Source organism: Streptomyces sp. NPDC058751 (assembly GCF_042746485.1).
In the GTDB taxonomy this organism is placed as follows: Bacteria; Actinomycetota; Actinomycetes; order Streptomycetales; family Streptomycetaceae; genus Streptomyces.
In genome coordinates, this window is record NZ_JBHYPZ010000042.1 from 68,328 (window position 1) to 86,429 (window position 18,102).

At 68.2% G+C, this 18,102-nt stretch carries 8 protein-coding genes; 6 read left to right on the plus strand and 2 right to left on the minus strand.

All coding sequences use genetic code 11. From position 1 onward, the window contains the following. Nucleotides 1-235 precede the first annotated feature (235 nt). The 4 genes from ACFW6B_RS31765 (at nucleotide 236) to ACFW6B_RS31780 (ending at nucleotide 14,759) form a co-directional block, all read left to right on the plus strand. Nucleotides 236-6,487, plus strand: a complete 6,252-nt coding sequence (locus tag ACFW6B_RS31765) for a protein kinase (RefSeq protein ID WP_386601470.1) — start codon at nucleotides 236-238, stop codon at nucleotides 6,485-6,487. Between the two features lie 29 nt (nucleotides 6,488-6,516). Then, complete coding sequence (locus tag ACFW6B_RS31770) at nucleotides 6,517-9,465, plus strand: helicase-related protein (protein ID WP_386601454.1); 2,949 nt, start codon at nucleotides 6,517-6,519, stop codon at nucleotides 9,463-9,465. Continuing rightward, the gene (locus tag ACFW6B_RS31775) at nucleotides 9,465-13,547 is read left to right on the plus strand and encodes an Eco57I restriction-modification methylase domain-containing protein (protein WP_386601456.1); all 4,083 of its coding nucleotides are present in this window, start codon (nucleotides 9,465-9,467) and stop codon (nucleotides 13,545-13,547) included. The genes ACFW6B_RS31770 and ACFW6B_RS31775 overlap by 1 nt, the downstream gene beginning before the upstream one ends. Before the next feature lie 69 nt (nucleotides 13,548-13,616). After that, the gene (locus tag ACFW6B_RS31780) at nucleotides 13,617-14,759 is read left to right on the plus strand and encodes an EcsC family protein (protein WP_386601458.1); all 1,143 of its coding nucleotides are present in this window, start codon (nucleotides 13,617-13,619) and stop codon (nucleotides 14,757-14,759) included. A 52-nt stretch (nucleotides 14,760-14,811) separates the two neighbouring features. Here ACFW6B_RS31780 and ACFW6B_RS31785 read toward each other — a convergent pair whose 3' ends face one another. Together ACFW6B_RS31785 and ACFW6B_RS31790 are read right to left on the minus strand one after the other, a co-directional pair. Beyond that, the gene (locus ACFW6B_RS31785) at nucleotides 14,812-14,997 is read right to left on the minus strand and encodes a DUF397 domain-containing protein (RefSeq protein ID WP_386601461.1); all 186 of its coding nucleotides are present in this window, start codon (nucleotides 14,995-14,997) and stop codon (nucleotides 14,812-14,814) included. Continuing rightward, entirely contained in the window at nucleotides 14,994-15,845 is an 852-nt protein-coding gene (locus ACFW6B_RS31790) for a Scr1 family TA system antitoxin-like transcriptional regulator (protein ID WP_386601463.1), read from the minus strand. Before ACFW6B_RS31790 ends, ACFW6B_RS31785 begins: the two co-directional genes overlap by 4 nt. A gap of 167 nt (nucleotides 15,846-16,012) precedes the next feature. On the opposite strand from ACFW6B_RS31790, the gene ACFW6B_RS31795 reads away from it, so the two are divergent. Then, nucleotides 16,013-16,492, plus strand: coding sequence for an ATP-binding protein (locus ACFW6B_RS31795; protein WP_386601465.1), 480 nt, complete (start codon nucleotides 16,013-16,015; stop codon nucleotides 16,490-16,492). Between the two features lie 139 nt (nucleotides 16,493-16,631). Next, a complete protein-coding gene (locus ACFW6B_RS31800) occupies nucleotides 16,632-17,882 on the plus strand; it encodes a hypothetical protein (RefSeq protein ID WP_386601466.1) in 1,251 nt (416 codons plus the stop codon). The last annotated feature ends 220 nt before the right edge of the window (nucleotides 17,883-18,102 follow it).

Genomic DNA, 18,102 nt, shown 5'->3' on the forward strand with positions numbered 1-18,102 from the left:
CAACGGATTGACACCTATCTCCAAGCAGCCATCTCGTGTACGGTGGCGGCCACCACACTCCCGCTCTGCCACGATGAGTGGTGCGGCAACGAGTGCAGGGGGCACCTTCCGCCGCACGGACCCCGCGCGGGTGCGGGTGCGGGTAAGCGAGACGGCGAGGGCGAGGGGAGCAGCGGTGGGCCAGGAACTGCTGGGCGGCAGGTTCCGCATCGGGCGCGTCATCGGCAAGGGCAACATGGGAGAGGTCCATCGGGCCGAGGATCTCCAGGCCGCTGAGGGGACCGTCGAGCGCACGGTCGCCGTCAAGACCATCCTGCGCCGTCGCACGGGTGGCCGGATCGACACCGCCGCGGACCCCAAGGCCGCCGAACGCTTCGCCCGTGAAGTGCGCATCATGCGTCGCCTCGACGACCCCAATCTCACCCGGATCGTCGACGGCGGGGTGGCGGAGGACCACGATGGCCTGCCCTACCTCGCCATGGAACTCCTGGACGGCGAGACGCTGCGCGATCTCGTCGAGGAGGAGCGGCAGCTCCCCATCGCCTGGGCCGCGGCGATCGCCGCCCAGATCGCCTCCGGTCTGGCCGCCGCGCACGCCGCCGGTGTCGTCCACCGCGATCTCAAGCCCGCCAACGTCATGCTGACGCAGGGCGGCATCGTCAAGGTCCTCGACTTCGGTATGGGCCGCATCGTGGACGACCCGGACGAGGCCCGGCTGACCAGCACGGGCGTCAGTGTCGGCACCGCCCGCTACATGGCTCCGGAGCAGTTCGAGGCCAAGCAGGTCACGCAGGCCGCCGATCTGTACGCGCTGGGCTGCGTGCTCTACGAGATGCTCGTGGGCGTACCCCCGTTCACGAGCGAGTCCCCGTTCGAGCTGGCCGCCAAGCACACACGCGAAGAGCCGACACCCGTCACCCTCATCCGGAGCGGGATTCCCACCGAGCTCGTCCGGCTCGTCGACCGTCTCCTCGCCAAGGACCCGGCAGCCCGTCCCGCCGACGCCGCGGCCGTACGTGACGCGCTCCTCCCCCTGGCCGGACAGGACGGTGACACCTCGCCGCTGCCGCACTGGAGCGCATTGGATCCGACCCGCCCTCTCCGCAGCCCTGCCGCCCATACAGCCGCACAGCCGGTCACCCCGTCGCCGAAGCCGGTGTCTCCCACCGCCTCCGGCGCGGGCATGGACGTCTTCGGTGTCCACCGCACGCTCATCAAGGACTACCGCTCCTTCACCGAGGGCGGCACCGTCATCCGTGACGACCGCGTCTCGGCGTTCGTCGAGGACGACCTCAACAACAAGTCGCAGTGGCCCGACCCGTGGCTGTCGCTGAACCCGTTCTTCCAGGGCGGCGGCACGGTGGTCGAACTCGCCGGCCAGAAGGTCCTTCACGACGAGTGCGCCCGTATCTTCCAGGCGAAGAAGACCGAGGGCGGCACGGTTCCCGACGGTCGTCCGCTGACGCTCCACCGGCATCAGCGCGAGGCCATCGACGCCGCCGAGTCGCGTGCCTCGTACGTGCTGACGACGGGTACCGGTTCCGGCAAGTCGCTCGCCTACATCGTGCCGATCGTGAACAAGGTGCTCCACGACCGCGACGCCGAGGGCCCCAAGGCCGAGAAGCGGGTACGGGCGATCATCGTCTACCCGATGAACGCGCTCGCCAACAGCCAGCTCAAGGAGCTGGAGAAGTACCTGCGCGACGGTTACGGCGCGGGGCGCGAGCCGGTCACCTTCGCGCGGTACACGGGCCAGGAGGACGACGAGAAGCGCAAGGAGATCCGGGACAACCCGCCGGACATCCTGCTCACCAACTACGTCATGCTCGAACTGATGCTGACCCGCCCCGCCGACCGGGCGAGCCTCATCAAGATGGCGCGGGGGCTCGAGTTCCTCGTCTTCGACGAGCTGCACACCTATCGCGGCCGTCAGGGCGCCGACGTCGCCCTGCTGATCCGCCGGGTCCGCGAGGCCTGCCAGGCGCAGGACCTCCAGTGCATCGGTACCTCCGCCACCATGTCGACGGAGGGCACGCTCGACGACCAGAAGAAGGTCGTGGCCACGGTGGCGAGCACCCTGTTCGGTACACCGGTGCGCCCCGAACACGTCATCGGCGAGACGCTGGTCCGCGCGACCCACGCATCACCTGACGCCGTTCCCGCCGAGCGCCTCAGCTCCCCGGCCGCTCCTCGCGCCTACGACGACCTCGTACGCGACCCGTTGGCCCGCTGGATCGAATCGCGCTTCGGCCTGGCCACCGACGCGGCCACGGGGCGGCTGGTCCGCCAGCAGCCCACGAAGATCGAGGTGGCGGCGAAGGAGCTGCACGAGCAGTCCGGGGTCGCCGAGGAACAGTGCGCCGCCGCGATCCGCGCCACCCTGGAGGCCGGTTCCCAAGCTCGCCACCCGGTGACCGAGCGGCCGCTGTTCGCGTTCCGGCTGCACCAGTTCCTCTCCAAGGGCGACACCGTGTACGTCACCTTGGAGGACAAGCTCTCGCGCCATCTCACCCGCTCGTACCAGCTCGAACAGCCGGGAAGCAACGGCAAGTTGCTGATGCCTCTGGCGTTCTGCCGGGAGTGCGGCCAGGAGTATCTGACCGTGTGGCGCACGGAGAAGGACGGTGACGTCCGGTACGAGGCCCGCCGGGACACGTCCGCGACGGGCGGACGTCAGGGCGACGGCTATCTGTACGTCGACCACGAGCGGGCGTGGCCGTCCAACGTCCAGTACGCCGTGGACGACCGCCGTCTGCCCGAGTCCTGGCTGGAGTTGGACGACAAGGGGCAGGAGGTCGTGAAGAAGTCCTACCGCGACCGTGTGCCGCGCGCCGTCACGGTGGACCCGCTCGGCCGTGAAGGGAGCGGCGAACTCCAGGCCGCGTTCATCCCCTCGCCGTTCCTCTTCTGTCTGCACTGCGGTGTCGCCTACGAGCAGACGCGCGGCCGGGACTTCGCGAAGCTGGCGACGCTCGACCAGGAGGGCCGCTCCTCCGCGACCTCGCTGATCTCGGCGTCGGTGGTGCGGTCGCTGAAGTCGGTGCCGGAGGAAGTCCTCGACAAGGAGGCGCGCAAGCTCCTCACGTTCGTCGACAACCGGCAGGACGCGTCCCTCCAGGCGGGGCACTTCAACGACTTCGTGCAGATCACTCAGTTGCGCGGCGCCCTGTACCGGGCGGCGCTGGACGCGGGTGAGGACGGCGTCCATCACGAGGAACTGGCCTCGGCGGTGGCGAGTGCGCTCGCCATCGAGCCGGCCGACTACACGGGTGAGAGTGATCTGCCGCCCTCCCTCGCCCGTAACGCCGCCAAGACGCTCCGCGACGTGATCGCGTTCCGGCTGTATCTGGACCTGGAGCGCGGCTGGCGCATCACGATGCCGAACCTGGAGCAGACCGGTCTGCTGGAGATCGGCTACGAGGACCTGGACTGGGTGGCGGCCAAGCAGGACCGGTGGGCGGGCACGCACGAGGCGCTGCGTGACGCCGACCCGGCGCTGCGGGCCGAGATCATGAAGGCGCTGCTCAACGAGATGCGCCGCTCGCTCGCCATCGACGTCTCGTACTTCCGTGACGACTTCGACTCGCTCCAGCGGGCGAGCGAGGAACGGCTGATAGACCCGTGGGTGCTGTCCGCCGCGGACAAGCCGAAGGTCGGCACCGCCTATCCGCACCCCTCCCGCCCCGGCATGGACCGCTCGGCCCTGTTCCTCTCGGCCCGCGGCAAGTTCGGCAAGTACCTGGGACGCGCGGACACCTCGTTCAAGAAGCTCGACCCGGCCGATCTCCAGCTGGTCATCGAGGAGTTGCTGAAGGTTTTGGCCAAGGCCGGCCTGGTGAAGGAGGTGACGGAGGCTCCGCAGCGTGCGGGGCGCTACCGCAGGTCCTCGGCCCCGGCCGCGACCGGCTACCGCGTGGCCGCACAGTCCCTCATCTGGAATGCGGGCAAGGGCGAGCGAGGTACGCACGACCCGCTCACACGCACCTACCAGAGCGGCGACGGTCCGCGCGTCAACACCTTCTTCCGCGACCTGTACCGGGACGCGGCAGGCGCCCTGTCCGGCCTGTTCGCGCGCGAGCACACCGCACAGGTCTCGCCCGAGGAGCGGGAGCAGCGCGAAGAAGCCTTCCGCAAGGCCGAACTGAAGCTGCTGTACTGCTCCCCGACGATGGAGCTGGGCGTCGACATCTCCCAGCTCAACGCGGTGATGATGCGCAACGTGCCGCCCACCCCCGCGAACTACGCGCAGCGCTCGGGCCGCGCGGGCCGCAGCGGCCAGCCCGCCCTCGTCACCACGTACTGCGCCACGGGCAACAGCCACGACCAGTACTACTTCCGCCGTTCGGAGCGCATGGTGGCGGGCGCGGTAGCTCCGCCGCGCCTGGATCTCGCCAACGAGGACCTGGTGCTCTCCCACCTCCAGGGCATCTGGATCGCGGAGGCCGGCCTGAAGCTGGGCCGCGCCGTGCCCGAGGTGCTCGACGTGTCGTACCCGGAGACGGGTGAGCGCCCGAACCCCGCTCTGGAGCTGCTGCCCGACATCCTCGCGGCCTCTCTCGACGAGAGCGCCCAGCGCCGCACGGTCGACGCGGCCCTGCGTGTCCTCGGCCCGCTGCTGCCCGACTTCGCCGACACCACGTGGTGGCACGACGACTGGATCCAGGACCGTGTGCGGACCGTACCGAAGCGCTTCGACCGGGCCTTCGACCGGTGGCGGCAGCTGTTCCGCTCCGCACTCGACGACCAGTACATCCAGAACAGGCGCCGCCTCGACTACAGCCTCACCGAGGGTGACCGCATCCGTGCCAACGCCCGTCGCCGTGAGGCCGAGACCCAGCTGAACCTGCTGATGAACGAGAGCGTCGACAGCAAGTCGGTCCTCTCCGACTTCAACCCGTACCGCTACCTGGCGTCCGAGGGCTTCCTGCCCGGCTACAGCTTCCCGCGGCTCCCGCTCGCCGCCTACATCCCGACCATCGGCCGCCGCCGCGGGGACGGCGACTACCTCCAGCGTCCCCGCTTCCTCGCGATCCGCGAGTTCGGGCCGGGTGCGCTGATCTACCACGAGGGCGCCCGCTACCAGGTGACCCGCATCCAGCTGCCGCCGGACTCCTCGGGCGAGCTGGCGACCAGCGAGGCCCGTCGCTGCGCGCAGTGCGGCTACCACCACGACCCGGAGCAGCTCGAGGACCGCTGCGCCATGTGCAACGAGCCGCTGGGCTCGGCGACGTACGGCCTACTGCACCTGCACACCGTGTACACGACCCGCCGTGAGCGGATCTCGTCCGACGAGGAGGAGCGGCGCCGCGCCGGCTTCAAGCTGGAGACGTCGTACCGCTTCCAGGATCACGGCACTCGCAAGGGCCGTCTGAACGCGGCGGTCACCGACGCCTCGGGCGCGCCGCTCGCCGACGTCGCGTACGGCGACTCGGCGACCGTCCGGATCACCAACACCGGCCGGGTGCGGGCCAAGAGCGACGAGCCGGCCGGCTACTGGCTGGATCTCGCGGACGGACGCTGGATGAACGACAAGGACGCCTCCGAGGCGTCCGGGGACTCCAGCGAGCTGCCCGTGATCGACACGGACGGCAACGAGCGGCGCCGCAAGAAGCGGGTCATCCCGTACGTGGAGGACCGCCGCAACATCCTGGTCGTCACCCTCGACGAGGCCCTGCCGGAGCCGGTGGCGCTCTCCTTGATGTACGCCCTGGAGCGGGGCATCGAGGCCGCGTTCGAGCTGGAGGACGCCGAGCTGTCCAGCGAGCTGCTGCCGCCGGACGACGGCCCCCGCAACCGCATCCTGTTCACGGAGGCGGCGGAGGGCGGCGCGGGTGTGCTGCGCCGCCTCCAGGCGGAGACCGACGCGTTGGCCAAGGCGGCCGTGCGCGCCCTCGACATCTGCCACTTCGACGAGGCCGGCAACGACCTGGGCGGCCCGCACCCGGACCGGCCGTGCGCGCTCGGCTGCTACGAGTGCCTCCTGACGTACGGCAACCAGCTCAACCACGCCTTCATCAACCGGCACTCGGTGCGGGACCTGCTGGTGCGGCTCGCGACGGCGACGGCCCAGCGGGAGTCGCGCGGCGAGTCCCGTTCGGAGCAGTACCGGCGACTGCTCGACCAGGTATCCCCCGCGGAGCCGACGCCGGTCGAGGCGTCGACAGCCCAGGTGTCGGCGGCCGAACTGGCCGCTCAGGGCGACTTCCTGGGCTGGGCGAAGGCACGGGGCCTGCGGCTGCCGGACGAACCGGGCTCGTTCCTCACCGAGGCCATGGCGACTCCCGACTACGTGTACCGCCTGCCCGGAGTGAACGTGGCGGTCTTCGTGGACGCGCCGGACATGGAGCAGGACACCTCTCGGGACGAGGACGCCGAGGACCGCCTGTTCAACGCCCGCTGGGACGTCATCCGCTTCCCGCACGGCGCCGACTGGGACTCCATCGCCGCGGCCAACGACCGCTACTTCGGCTCTTCAGCCGCCAACTGACCGCTCACCCAGAGGACTCGAAGACTCACATGGCACTCACGTACTCCGCCGGTTCCCTGGTGAAGGCCCGCGGCCGCGAATGGGTGGTGCTCCCCGAGAGCAAGCCCGATCTGCTCGTGCTGCGTCCGCTGGGCGGCTCGGACGACGACATCGCCGCCGTGTTCCCCGCGTTCGAGACGGTCGACGAGGCGAAGTTCGCGCCGCCGGAGCCGAGCGACCTCGGCGACCAGCGGGCGGCGGGTCTGCTGCGCACGGCGCTGCGGGTCGGCTTCCGCTCCGGCGCGGGCCCGTTCCGCTCGCTGGCCGGGATCGCGGTGGAGCCCCGCGCGTACCAGCTCGTGCCGCTCCTCATGGCACTGCGCCAGAAGACGGTCCGCATGCTGATCTCCGACGACGTCGGCATCGGCAAGACGATCGAGGCCGGCCTGGTGGCGAGCGAACTCCTCGCGCAGGGCGAGGCGACGGGCCTGGCGGTGCTCTGCTCCCCCGCGCTCGCCGAGCAGTGGCAGCAGGAGCTGCGCACGAAGTTCGGCATCGACGCGGAGCTGGTCCTCTCCTCGACGGTCTCACGCCTGGAACGGGGCCTGGACCTGGGCCAGTCCCTCTTCGACAAGTACCCGCACGTCATCGTCTCGACGGACTTCATCAAGTCCCCGCGCCACCGCGACGACTTCGTACGCCACTGCCCCGACCTGGTCATCGTCGACGAGGCGCACACCTGTGTGGTCGCCGACGACACGTCGACGGCTTCGCAGAACCAGCTCCGCTACGAGCTGCTGCGCCGCGTCTCGCAGGACGAGAACCGCCACCTGCTGCTCGTGACGGCGACCCCGCACAGCGGCAAGGAATCCGCGTTCCGCAACCTCCTCGGCCTGGTCAAGCCCGAACTGGCCCATGTGAACCTGGAGTCGGAGACCGGCAGGAAGCTCCTCGCGCAGCACTTCGTGGCGCGCAAGCGGGCGGACGTACGCCAGTACCTCACCAAGGAGGACGGCCTCAGCGACGACTCCCTCGCGGAGCGGACCGCGTTCCCCTCGGACCGCTACTTCAAGGACGAGACGTACAAGCTGTCGCCCGAGTACCGGGCCCTGCTCGACGACGCGATCGCGTACGCGAGTGAGCGTGTCGAGGAGGCCGGCACCCAGGGCAGGCGTGAGGCGCGTATCGCCTGGTGGTCGGCGATCGCACTGCTCCGCTCACTGGTGTCGTCCCCTCGTGCCGCCGCGCAGACGCTGCGCACCCGCTCGGCGGCGGCGATCGCCGCGTCGGCGGAGGAGGCCGACAAGCTGGGCGCACCCCTCAACAGCGACGCGGCCGACAGCGACGCGATGGAGGGCATGGACGTCGCGCCGGGCGCGGAGACGGCCGAGGAGCGCCGGCCGTACCTCGCGGAACTCGCCGACATCGCCGAGCAGCTGGAGGGTCCGGACAAGGACCTGAAGCTCAAGGCACTGATCAAGCACCTCAAGGCGCTCCTCGCGGACGGCCACAACCCGATCGTGTTCTGCCGCTACATCCCGACGGCCGAGTACCTCGCCGCCCAGCTGGAGAACAACAAGGAGTCGGGCAAGCGTGGCCCGCTGGGCGCCAAGACCGTCGTGAAGGCGGTCACCGGCACGCTCTCCCCGCAGCAGCGCATCGAGCGCATCGAGAAGCTCGCCGAGGAGGCCGGCGAGGACGCCGCCGCCCGCCGCGTCCTGATCGCGACGGACTGCCTGTCGGAGGGCGTGAACCTCCAGCACCACTTCGACGCCGTCGTCCACTACGACCTGGCCTGGAACCCGACCCGCCACGACCAGCGCGAGGGCCGCGTCGACCGTTACGGCCAGCGCAAGGACCAGGTCCGTGTCATCACCCTGTACGGCGACGACAACGGCATCGACGGCAAGGTCCTCGAAGTCCTCATCAAGAAGCACCGCCAGATCAAGAAGGACCTCGGCATCTCCGTCTCCGTACCCGACGAGCTGTCGACGGGCGTCACGGACGCGATCGTCGAGTGGCTGCTGATGCGCGGCCGCGACGACCAGGACGCCCTGTTCAGCGCGGACGCGTTCAAGGTGAGCACGGAGAAGCTGGACAGCGACTGGAACTCGGCGGCCGAGCGCGAGAAGGCCTCGCGTTCGCGGTTCGCCCAGCGTTCCGTGCACCCGCAGGAGGTGGCCCGCGAGGTCGCCTCGATCCGAGAGGCGCTGGGCGGCGCGGGCGAGATCGACACGTTCGTACGGGAGTCGCTGGGCGCCCTCAACGCCGTGCTCCGCGGCGACGGCGAGGACTTCACGGCCCAGGTGGGCGGCACGCCCGTCGGCCTGCGCGACGCGCTCGCGCCGACGGTCGGCGCGGAGGTGATCGAGAAGGACCGCCCGATCCCGTTCCGCGCGGACCCGGCGGTGGCCAGGGGGGAGGCCGCTCTCGTACGGACGGACCCGGTCGTGGGAGCCCTCGCGTCCCACGTCCTGAACGCCGCCCTGGACACCCAGGCGGACGGCGCCCGCCCGGCCCGCCGCTGCGGCGTGGTCACCACGGACGCGGTCGGCACCCTCACCACCCTGCTCCTGGTCCGCTACCGCTTCCACCTCACGCTGCCCTCACGCAGTGGCGAGAAGCAGGTGGTCGCGGAGGACGCCCGACTGATCGCCTTCGAGGGCTCCCCGAGGAAGGCGGAGTGGCTGTCGCCGGAGGGGGCGCGCGCGCTGCTCGACGCGACGGCGGCCGAGAGCACGGACCGGCACTACGCCGAGCGCACGATGAGCCGTCTCCTGCCCCAGCTCGCCGATATCACCGGCCATCTGGAGACCTACGGCGAGGAGCTGGCCGCCGAACTCGACGCCTCGCACCGCCGGGTACGCCAGGCGTCCGGCGAGATCGTCCGCGGCCTGTCCGTCACCGTGCAGAAGCCCGCCGACATCCTCGGCGCCTACGTCTACCTGCCCTTCGTTCCCGCCGCCGCCCCGGCCGCTGCTCCTGGAGTGTCCGCCTGATGTCCGCCACCACCCGCCACCAGGTGTTCACCGCCGTCCACACGGTCGGGGGGCTGCTGCCCGCCGACATGCTGGTACGGATCTCCGAGGGCAAGGACGTCCCCGGCTCGAAGCCGGCCGACTACGGTCTGCCGTCCTCCCGCTCGGTACGTGACGAGGCCGAGCGCAGCTGGGAGTACCTGAAGCCGCTCTGGCGCGAGCTGCGCAAGCACCTGCCCGAGGACCGGGAGACGGGCGTGCCCGCCGCCGACCCGACGGGTCGCGCCGGGGCCGACTGGATGGCCCCGCTCTGGCGAGAGCTCGGCTTCGGACCACTGGCAGAGGTCGGCTCGGCCGGTATCGCCGCCGACTCGGACGCGGAGAAGAAGTTCCCGGTCTCCCACCGTTGGCGCCACGCCCTCATCCACCAGACGGCCTGGAACGCCGACCTCGACAAGCGCCCCGGTGGCGCCGGCACGGTCCCGCCGCAGTCGATGCTCCAGGAGTGCCTGAACCGCACGGAGGCCCACCTGTGGGGCGTCCTCACGAACGGCCGTCAGGTCCGCCTGCTGCGCGACTCCAGCGCGCTGGCCACGGCCTCGTACGTCGAGTTCGATCTGGAATCGATCTTCGACGGCGAACTGTTCAGCGAGTTCGTGCTGCTGTACCGGGTGCTGCATGTGTCGCGGTTCGAGGTCGCGGAGGGCGCTCCGCCGTCCACGTGCCGACTGGAGAAGTGGCGCACGGAGGCCATCGCCTCCGGCACCCGTGCCCTGGACCAGCTCCGCAAGGGCGTCCAGGACGCGATCACCGCGCTGGGTACGGGCTTCCTGCGGCACCCGGAGAACACGACGCTACGGGAGGACGTCCGCCCGAAGCCCCTACAGGCGGCACTACTGCGGCTCGTCTACCGGCTGTTGTTCGTCTTCGTCGCCGAGGACCGCGACGCGCTGCTGTCGCCGAAGGCGGATGCACAGGCACGTGAGCGGTACGAGGCGTACTTCTCGTCCGCACGGCTGCGGGCGCACGCGAGGAAGCGGCGGGGTACGGCTCACGGTGACTTGTACGAGGCCCTGCGCATCGTCCTCGACGCCCTCGGTGACGAGGGGGGCCGCCCCGAGCTGGGTCTACCGGGCCTCGGCGGCCTGTTCAACGACACTGATGCTGACGCCCCGCTGCGCGGCCTGAAGCTGTCCAACGAGGCGCTGCTGACGGCCGTGCGGCACCTGTCGCAGGTGCGGGACGGCAGCTCCGGCCGCTGGCGGGCCGTGGATTACCGCCACCTGGACGCGGAGGAACTGGGCTCTGTCTACGAGTCCTTGCTGGAGCTGGAGCCGAAGCACAACACCGCCGACCGCACGTTCACGCTGGTCGAGGTCGCGGGCAACACCCGCAAGACAACGGGCAGTTACTACACCCCGTCCTCCCTCATTGAGTGCTTGCTGGACTCGACTCTGGACCCGGTGATACAGGACGCTGTGAAGCGGGGCGAGGAAGCGGCGGCAAGGTCCGGTGTGACCGACCCGGCTGACTCGATCGTGGACGCGCTGCTGTCTCTGACTGTGTGCGATCCGGCTTGCGGCTCCGGCCACTTCCTGGTGGCATCGGCCAGGCGTATCGCCAAGCAGGTGGCGGCTGTACGGGAGCGGAACCCCGAGCCGACGCTGGATGCGGTGCGGCATGCGTTGCACGAGGTCGTCGCTCGCTGTATCTACGGCGTGGATCTCAACCCGATGGCTGTGGAGCTGGCCAAGGTATCTCTGTGGCTGGAGGCGTTGGAGCCGGGCAAGCCGCTCGGCTTCCTGGACGCCCACGTGAAGCACGGCAACGGGTTGATCGGGACGACACCAAAGCTGCTACGGGACGGCATTCCCGACGACGCCTTCATCGCCACCGAGGGCGACGACAAGAAGCACGCCAAGGCGCTGGAGAAAATCAACCAGCAGGAGCGGGTCGGACAGGGCAGCCTCTTCGACCTCGGCAACGAGGCAGTCCAGGTCACCAACACCGTCTTCGCCAGTGGGCTCCGGTCCATCACCCTGGCTCAGGCCGAGGAGCTGACCGACGTACGCCGTCAGGAGGAGGCTTACGAGAAGTGGGCCGGCTCCTCGGCCTACCAGCGTGCCCGGCGTGTCGCCGACGCCTGGTGCGCGGCGTTCGTGTGGCTCAAGACGCCGGAGGCTCCGCGCGCGGTGACTCACTCGGTCTTCAAGGCGCTGGAGAATCCGAGTGGCGGGGGCGTCACCGCGGAGACCAGCACCGAGATCGAGCGTCTGCGCGATCAGTACACCTTCTTCCACTGGCACTTGGAGTTTCCCGAGGTCTTTTCCGTTCCGGAGAGCGGCCAGGGAGTGTCCCCTGCAACGGGCTGGGCGGGCGGCTTCGACTCCGTGGTGGGTAACCCGCCGTGGGACAGCGTGGACTTCCGCGAGCAGGAGTTCTTCGCCCAGCGGGCGCCAGAGATCACCGACGCATCCCGCACGTCCGTGCGCAAGAAGATGATCGAGGCGCTCAAGGACTCTCCTGACACCCTGCCGCTGTACCAGGAGTTCGAGGCAGGCAAGCGGAAGGTGTACGCCGAGAGCCACTTCCTGCGGAGGTCGGGGCGAGTGCCGTTGACAGGTCAGGGGAACTTGAACACGTACGCCGTGTTCACGGAGACGGACCACATTCTGCTCGCACCAAAAGGGCGTGCAGGCGTCATCGTCCCGACGGGGATCGCTACGGATGCACGGACGCAGTACTTCTTCAAGGATCTGGTGCAGAACGGGTCCATTGCGGCGCTGTACGACTTCGAAAACCGCGCTGGCCTATTCCCCGCCGTTGACTCTCGGATGAAGTTCAGCATTCTGTCCCTCACAGGCCGTTCCCTGCGCGAGCCTGTGGCGCGGTTCGCATTCTTCCTCCACAATCCAGCCGAACTGGACGACGTAGAGAAGGCGTTCGTGCTGACGCCGGAGGAAATCGGCCTCCTCAACCCCAACACTGGAACGCTTCCGATCTTTAGATCTCGCCGGGACGCCGAGATCACGTTGAGGATGTACCGGCGAATTCCCGTGCTCTGGAAAGAAGGAGCCCCAGGGGGCAACCCGTGGCGCACATCGTTCCTACGGATGTACGACATGGGGCACGACTCGGCACTCATGCACCCCCGCCAGGATCTCGAATCCTCTGGCTGGACGCTTGAGGGCAACATGTTCACCAAGGGCAGGGCACGGATGCTCCCCCTCTACGAGGCGAAGATGCTCCACCAATACGACCACCGGTGGGCCACGTACGAGCCTGAGGGCGACACCCGGTCCTTCGTGCCGGAGGAGAAGGATGACAGCGAAGCCTTGGTCCTACCCCGATACTGGGTGGCGGAGGAGGAAACGCAGTCGGGCAAGTTCGATAAGAACGGCGAGGATGTCCCAGTCCTTGGTGTCCGCGGACGTCTTGCCGAGAAAGGTTGGCAACACTCCTTCCTCCTGGGTTGGCGGGATATCTGCCGCGCCACAGATGAGCGGACAATGATCCCTGCGATCTTCCCTCGTGCAGCGACACCTGACGGCACATTGCTGATGCTTCCATTCCAAGGGCCCTTGAGCGGCCTACTCGCAGGTCTGTCATCATTCGTACTGGATTTCGCTGCGCGACAGAAGGTTGGAGGTACCCACCTCAGGTTCTTCACCGCGTACCAGCTGCCAGTGATCGACCCTGCCCAGGTCGGTCCTCACGAGCCTTTCATCTCACCGCGTGTCCTAGAACTTACTTATACAGCCGAGGACATGAACGGCTTCGCCACCTACCTCGGGGACACTGGCACCCCCTTCCGCTGGGACCAAGATCGCCGCCAGCGAATCCGCGCTGAACTCGACGCCGTCTTCTTCCACCTCTACGGCATCCCCCGAGAGGACGTCGACTACATCCTCGACACCTTCCCCATCGTCCGCCGCAAGGACGAGGCCAAGTACGGCTCGTACCGCACCAAGGAACTGATCCTCGCCGAGTACGACCGCATGGCAGAGGCCGGACTCACCCTCGAAAACCCCCTGGTGGACGGCGAGAACTACACCTCCACCCTCACGCCACCTCCAGGCCACGGCCCCCGTCACCCTGCCTGACAGCTCTCGACGACCTGACCTGCCGAGTCACCCACTCGTGCATCACCATCCACGCCCCAGGGGGGGACCATGAGCAACCCGCAGTATCCGCAGCAGCCCGATCGACTTCCCTCGGATTACGAGCTCGCGGCATGGCAGGCCGTCCAGCAGTTCAAGGGCCGCCCACTGTCACGAGCGATGAGGAACGCTGGCGAGCAAGTAGCCAACGGTGTCGCGGAATTCGGCAAACGTGCCGCAAAGCAACTGGAGAACCACCCACGGGCCAAGTCGGCGGTTTCACGTGGACAGAAGTTCGTCGCCAAGGGTGCTCAAAAGGTCGGCGCCGGGGCGCGCGGAGCCGCCGATGTCCTCCCTGAGTGGAGCGGCACTGCCGTTCAGTCCATACGGCAGACGGTGGGGCGGGCCTCGCGCGCGGGCCTCTCCTCCAAGCGCGTGGTAGCGCTCCACAAGAAGCGCGGGCACGACGTCGCATCACTCGCAGACCTGCGGCATCTCGATCTCGAACAGGTCCACGCGGTCCGCGGACGGGCCGCGAGCTGGTACTACCCGGCCGCAGCGGCACTCTCGGGAGCCGGTGCGGGGCTGGTGATCTCTGGAGGAGAGCTCGTCATCGCCGCCTCCGCCGGCGCTGCGGCGGCTCCTTCGGGAGGCGCGATCACCGGTGCCTTCGTCGCCGATACCGCAGTCGTCCTCGGACTCGCCTCCCGCGCCGTCGGCCAGGTCTCGCTGTTCTACGGATACGACCCCGAAAATCCCGCCGAGAAGCTCTTCGTGATGTCTGTCGTCAACGTCGGGACAGCAAGTTCCGCCACCGCCAAGAACGCTGCGATGGCGGACATCTCACGCCTCACCCAAGCACTCTTCCGCGGCAAGACGTGGGAGATCCTGAACGACGCGGTTGTCACCAAGGTTTCCCAGCAGTTCGCGAAGGCGTTCGGCTTCCGCCTCACCAAGAAGGGGCTCGGCAAGGCCGTACCCGCAGTCGGGATCGTCCTCGGAGGCACCCTCAACTGGACCACTCTGGAAGGGATTGTCGACGCTGCCGAGATGGCTTACCAGCGGCGGTTCCTCTTGGAGAAGTACCCGCATCTTGCTGACGAGGAGGTATCCGGACTGTTCACCGACACCGGCCAGGACGTCCCGGACGACGCCGACGAGGAGATCAGCCTGCTCGACGAGATAGTCGAGGCAGGTGGACCCGACCTCCACTGACCCGATGTCCCGGCGGTGAACGTGGCGATGCGACCGCCGGGACGAACGCGGCTCAGGTCCCCGCCGCGAACCCCACGAACCGCGACCACTCCTCACGCCCGACGGCGAAGCGAGGGCGGGTCACGTCCTTGGAGTCCCTTACGTGGACGGCCTGTTCGGTGACCGCGACCTCCACGCAGTCGTCACCTTGGGTACCGCTGTAGCTGGACTTGAACCAGGCGAGTTCCATCGTGCTCATAGCTCTCCTCGCAGTCGCTCCAGCAGACCCCGCGAGTCTTTGGGGTTGAGGGCCTGCGAGCGCAGTGTGTCATAGCACTGGTAGAGGAGGCTCACCTCTTTTGCGTCTATGATCAGCCGACCGTTCTGCTGCCCTTCGGAGTATCCAAGTCGTCGCCGCTCCGGAGTTTCCAGAAGACGTACCGGTCCGTCCAAACAAGCATGAAACTCAGCGTCCAACGGCATGACTTGAAGCGTGACGTTGCGCTGCCCGGTCAGTTCGAGCACGTGATCAAGCAACCCTCGCGTCACCTCGCGTCCGCCAAGTCGACGCCGGAACAGATGCTCCTCGACGATGAAGCTGAACGGTACATTCGGCCGCTCGTACAATGCCTTCTGCCGTTCCAGCCTCGCAACAACCTGCGCCTCCAACTGCCCGTCCGACAGCGGCGGAACGCTGTTGTCGAACACCGCCCGCGCGTACCCCTCCGACTGCAACAGCCCCGGCACCAGCCGGCACTCGTACGTACACAGGCTCACCGCCACCTTCTCCAGCCGAGCCCACCGCCGGAACCAGGCCGCCAACCCCGCCTCGCCCCGCGTCAGATGCCCCGCCGCCTTCCGCAACGCCCCCGTGTTCCCCAGCGCCTCCTCCGCCCGTTCCACGAACGACTCGTCAGGCATGCGGCGCCCCAACTCCACCGACTCCACGGTGTGTTTGGAGAACCGGACCCGCGCCCCGAAGTCCACCCGGCTGAGTCCGGCGTGTTCGCGCAGTGCCTGGACGACGGCCCCGAAGGTTCGCAGACTGTCGGAGGGATCGGGCTCGCGTTCCCAGTCGCAAGCCGTCCCGTCACCGCTGTCCGTCATACGCGGCCACCTCCAGGTGCGTACGTACCGTGCCGCGTCCCCGCGATCGACAGCACCCACAGTGACGGCGAGAGCCCCGTACTGTCCACCGAACGTGCCCGTACGCTGACGTAGCGTACGGGCCGTGCTCCTGGCGCACGCACCCGCACGCCCGTCACGGTGGCCCCATGAACGCCGCCACTCCCCAGCTCACCGACACCGTCTTCACGTTCGCGCAGCAACTCTCCTCCACGCGTCGCGGCGCCCGCCTCGCCCGCCTCCTGGCCATGGAGCGCCTGATCGCCTGGGAGATGTCACCCGGAATCATCGAGCGGGCCGAACACGTCGTCGCGGAGCTGGCGACGAACGCGGCACTGCACGGCCGCGTCCAGGGGCGTGACTTCCTGCTGGCGCTGACGCTGGACAACGCGGCCGGGACCCTGCGCATCGCGGTGAGCGACACCCGGGGCGAGTGCCGTCCGGCGATCCCTCCGGAACGAGCCGCGGACGCCGAGTCGGGTCGTGGTCTCCTCCTCGTCGACGTACTGGCCGACCGCTGGGGAACGGACCCCCGCCCGCCCTCCGGCAAGACCGTCTGGGCAGAGATCGACCAGCACGGCGAGCGACCAAATGCGCTATCCGCCCAATCCAGCCGCCAACGCACTTGAAGACAGCCAAGCCTTTGAGCGATGACCTCCAGTAGACCTATCCTCCGTCAACGGATCACAGCGTCGCTGGCCAAGCCAATGCTCAACAGGAGTGCGCCTCTTGCCTTTCCCGCCCCGTGACATGGTCGCCCTCCTGAGCGTGCACCTGCACTTCAAGATTCTGGAACAGTCTCTGCGCGACCGTCATCCCGAACTGGCCGACCGGGTCCATCTTGACCACATGCATCGCCTGACGCCTCTGAAAGTCATCTTGCCCGACCAACGCTCGGTCGCCTTGATCCAGGTACGCATCGGATCCACGCAGGTCTGGGCCCTGCTGGATCCGATAGCAGACGCTGAACCGTCCGTCTGGCCGTTGTACACGCCCGACGCGGTGCTCGTCGATGCCCTGCACGCCGTGGCGTCGGCGCGCCTCGCAGACGTACCGGTTCCCTCGCCGTGGTGTTGGAACGAGAGCGAGCCGTCGGACATGACCGAGCTGGCTGACCTTTTGGACGCCCGGGGGCTGCGGGTGCGCCGCGTGATGGCCAGCAACGGCTATTTCCCGCGTGGCCCCCGCGGCTCGGCGAAGCTCGACATCCTCAGCGGACGTGACGGTTCCTTCGTCGAGGTCGAGCTCCCCGACGCGTTCGTCCGCGTCTCACTGAAGCCCGCCCTTGGCTGGGTGGTCGATGCCTATCTCCCGGAACGCGGAGCGTGGGAACGTATCGATCTAGGCTGGAACCTGCGGCGCAGAACATTGCCCGTACCGGGGGTGCATCGCGAGGACGCCTCGGTGGCGGAGATCGCTGACGTGCTCGGAAAGGGCCCAAAAGCCTGGAACGTGAAGGCGCCGAATCATCCGGCCGGCCGCCGGAGGGGGACTTTCAGCGAGCAGCGGTCCGCATGGCAAGCTCCCACCCTGTTCACGGTCGAATCTGTTGTGCTTGAGTCACTTGACGACTTCGACACCGATCTCGGCCAACCCGTCATGGCCTCCGCACCAAAGATTTCGGAACGTTCGCCCGACCCCCAGAACGACGCCCACAGGGTTCTCGAACAGTTGTCGAGGCTCGGCTTCGGAGACCTCGAAGAGGGCGACGATGAACTCCCCATCCGATCGGAAACGTTCCACTTCGTGTGGCACAGCCGAGCGAAGAACCTTTCCACTTCAGAGGTTCAGCAGCTGAACGGCCTGGCCGCCGCAGCCGGTGAGAACGTGCCCAAGCGACTCATCGTGATCACGACAGCCGGTATCACTCGACCAGCAGCAGAATTCGCGGACACAGCAAAGGCATTCGTCTTCTGGATCGACCGCGCGTCAAACGAACTCACGGCCCTGAACACCCGCGCTGAAGAAGCATTTCTACCTCACACGAAGCCTGCCTTGCTGGAGTCGGAACCCTGGTAGGCCACCATGCCGTTGACGTTCTACAGTCGGGTCACAGACCGGCCCGCGTCAGCAGAATCTTCAACGCTCTCGGCTTCACCTTCTGCACCGAGCGAACCTGCCCCAGTTCCAGCTCATCTCGGCTTAGACACCGTTTCTAATGGCGTGATCACTCGTTGAGCCGTGCATGACTGATCTGGTGGAGCGGTTGGTGCCGGACGAGTTGTGGACGCTGTTTCGG

What these genes read in the sequence shown, in the direction of transcription:
- ACFW6B_RS31765 (WP_386601470.1), top strand. Translation starts at nt 236, where the DNA reads ATGGGAGAGGTCCATCGGGCCGAGGATCTCCAGGCCGCTGAGGGGACC.
- ACFW6B_RS31770 (WP_386601454.1), top strand. Translation starts at nt 6,517, where the DNA reads ATGGCACTCACGTACTCCGCCGGTTCCCTGGTGAAGGCCCGCGGCCGC.
- ACFW6B_RS31775 (WP_386601456.1), top strand. Translation starts at nt 9,465, where the DNA reads ATGTCCGCCACCACCCGCCACCAGGTGTTCACCGCCGTCCACACGGTC.
- ACFW6B_RS31780 (WP_386601458.1), top strand. Translation starts at nt 13,617, where the DNA reads ATGAGCAACCCGCAGTATCCGCAGCAGCCCGATCGACTTCCCTCGGAT.
- ACFW6B_RS31785 (WP_386601461.1), bottom strand. Translation starts at nt 14,997, where the DNA reads ATGAGCACGATGGAACTCGCCTGGTTCAAGTCCAGCTACAGCGGTACC.
- ACFW6B_RS31790 (WP_386601463.1), bottom strand. Translation starts at nt 15,845, where the DNA reads ATGACGGACAGCGGTGACGGGACGGCTTGCGACTGGGAACGCGAGCCC.
- ACFW6B_RS31795 (WP_386601465.1), top strand. Translation starts at nt 16,013, where the DNA reads ATGAACGCCGCCACTCCCCAGCTCACCGACACCGTCTTCACGTTCGCG.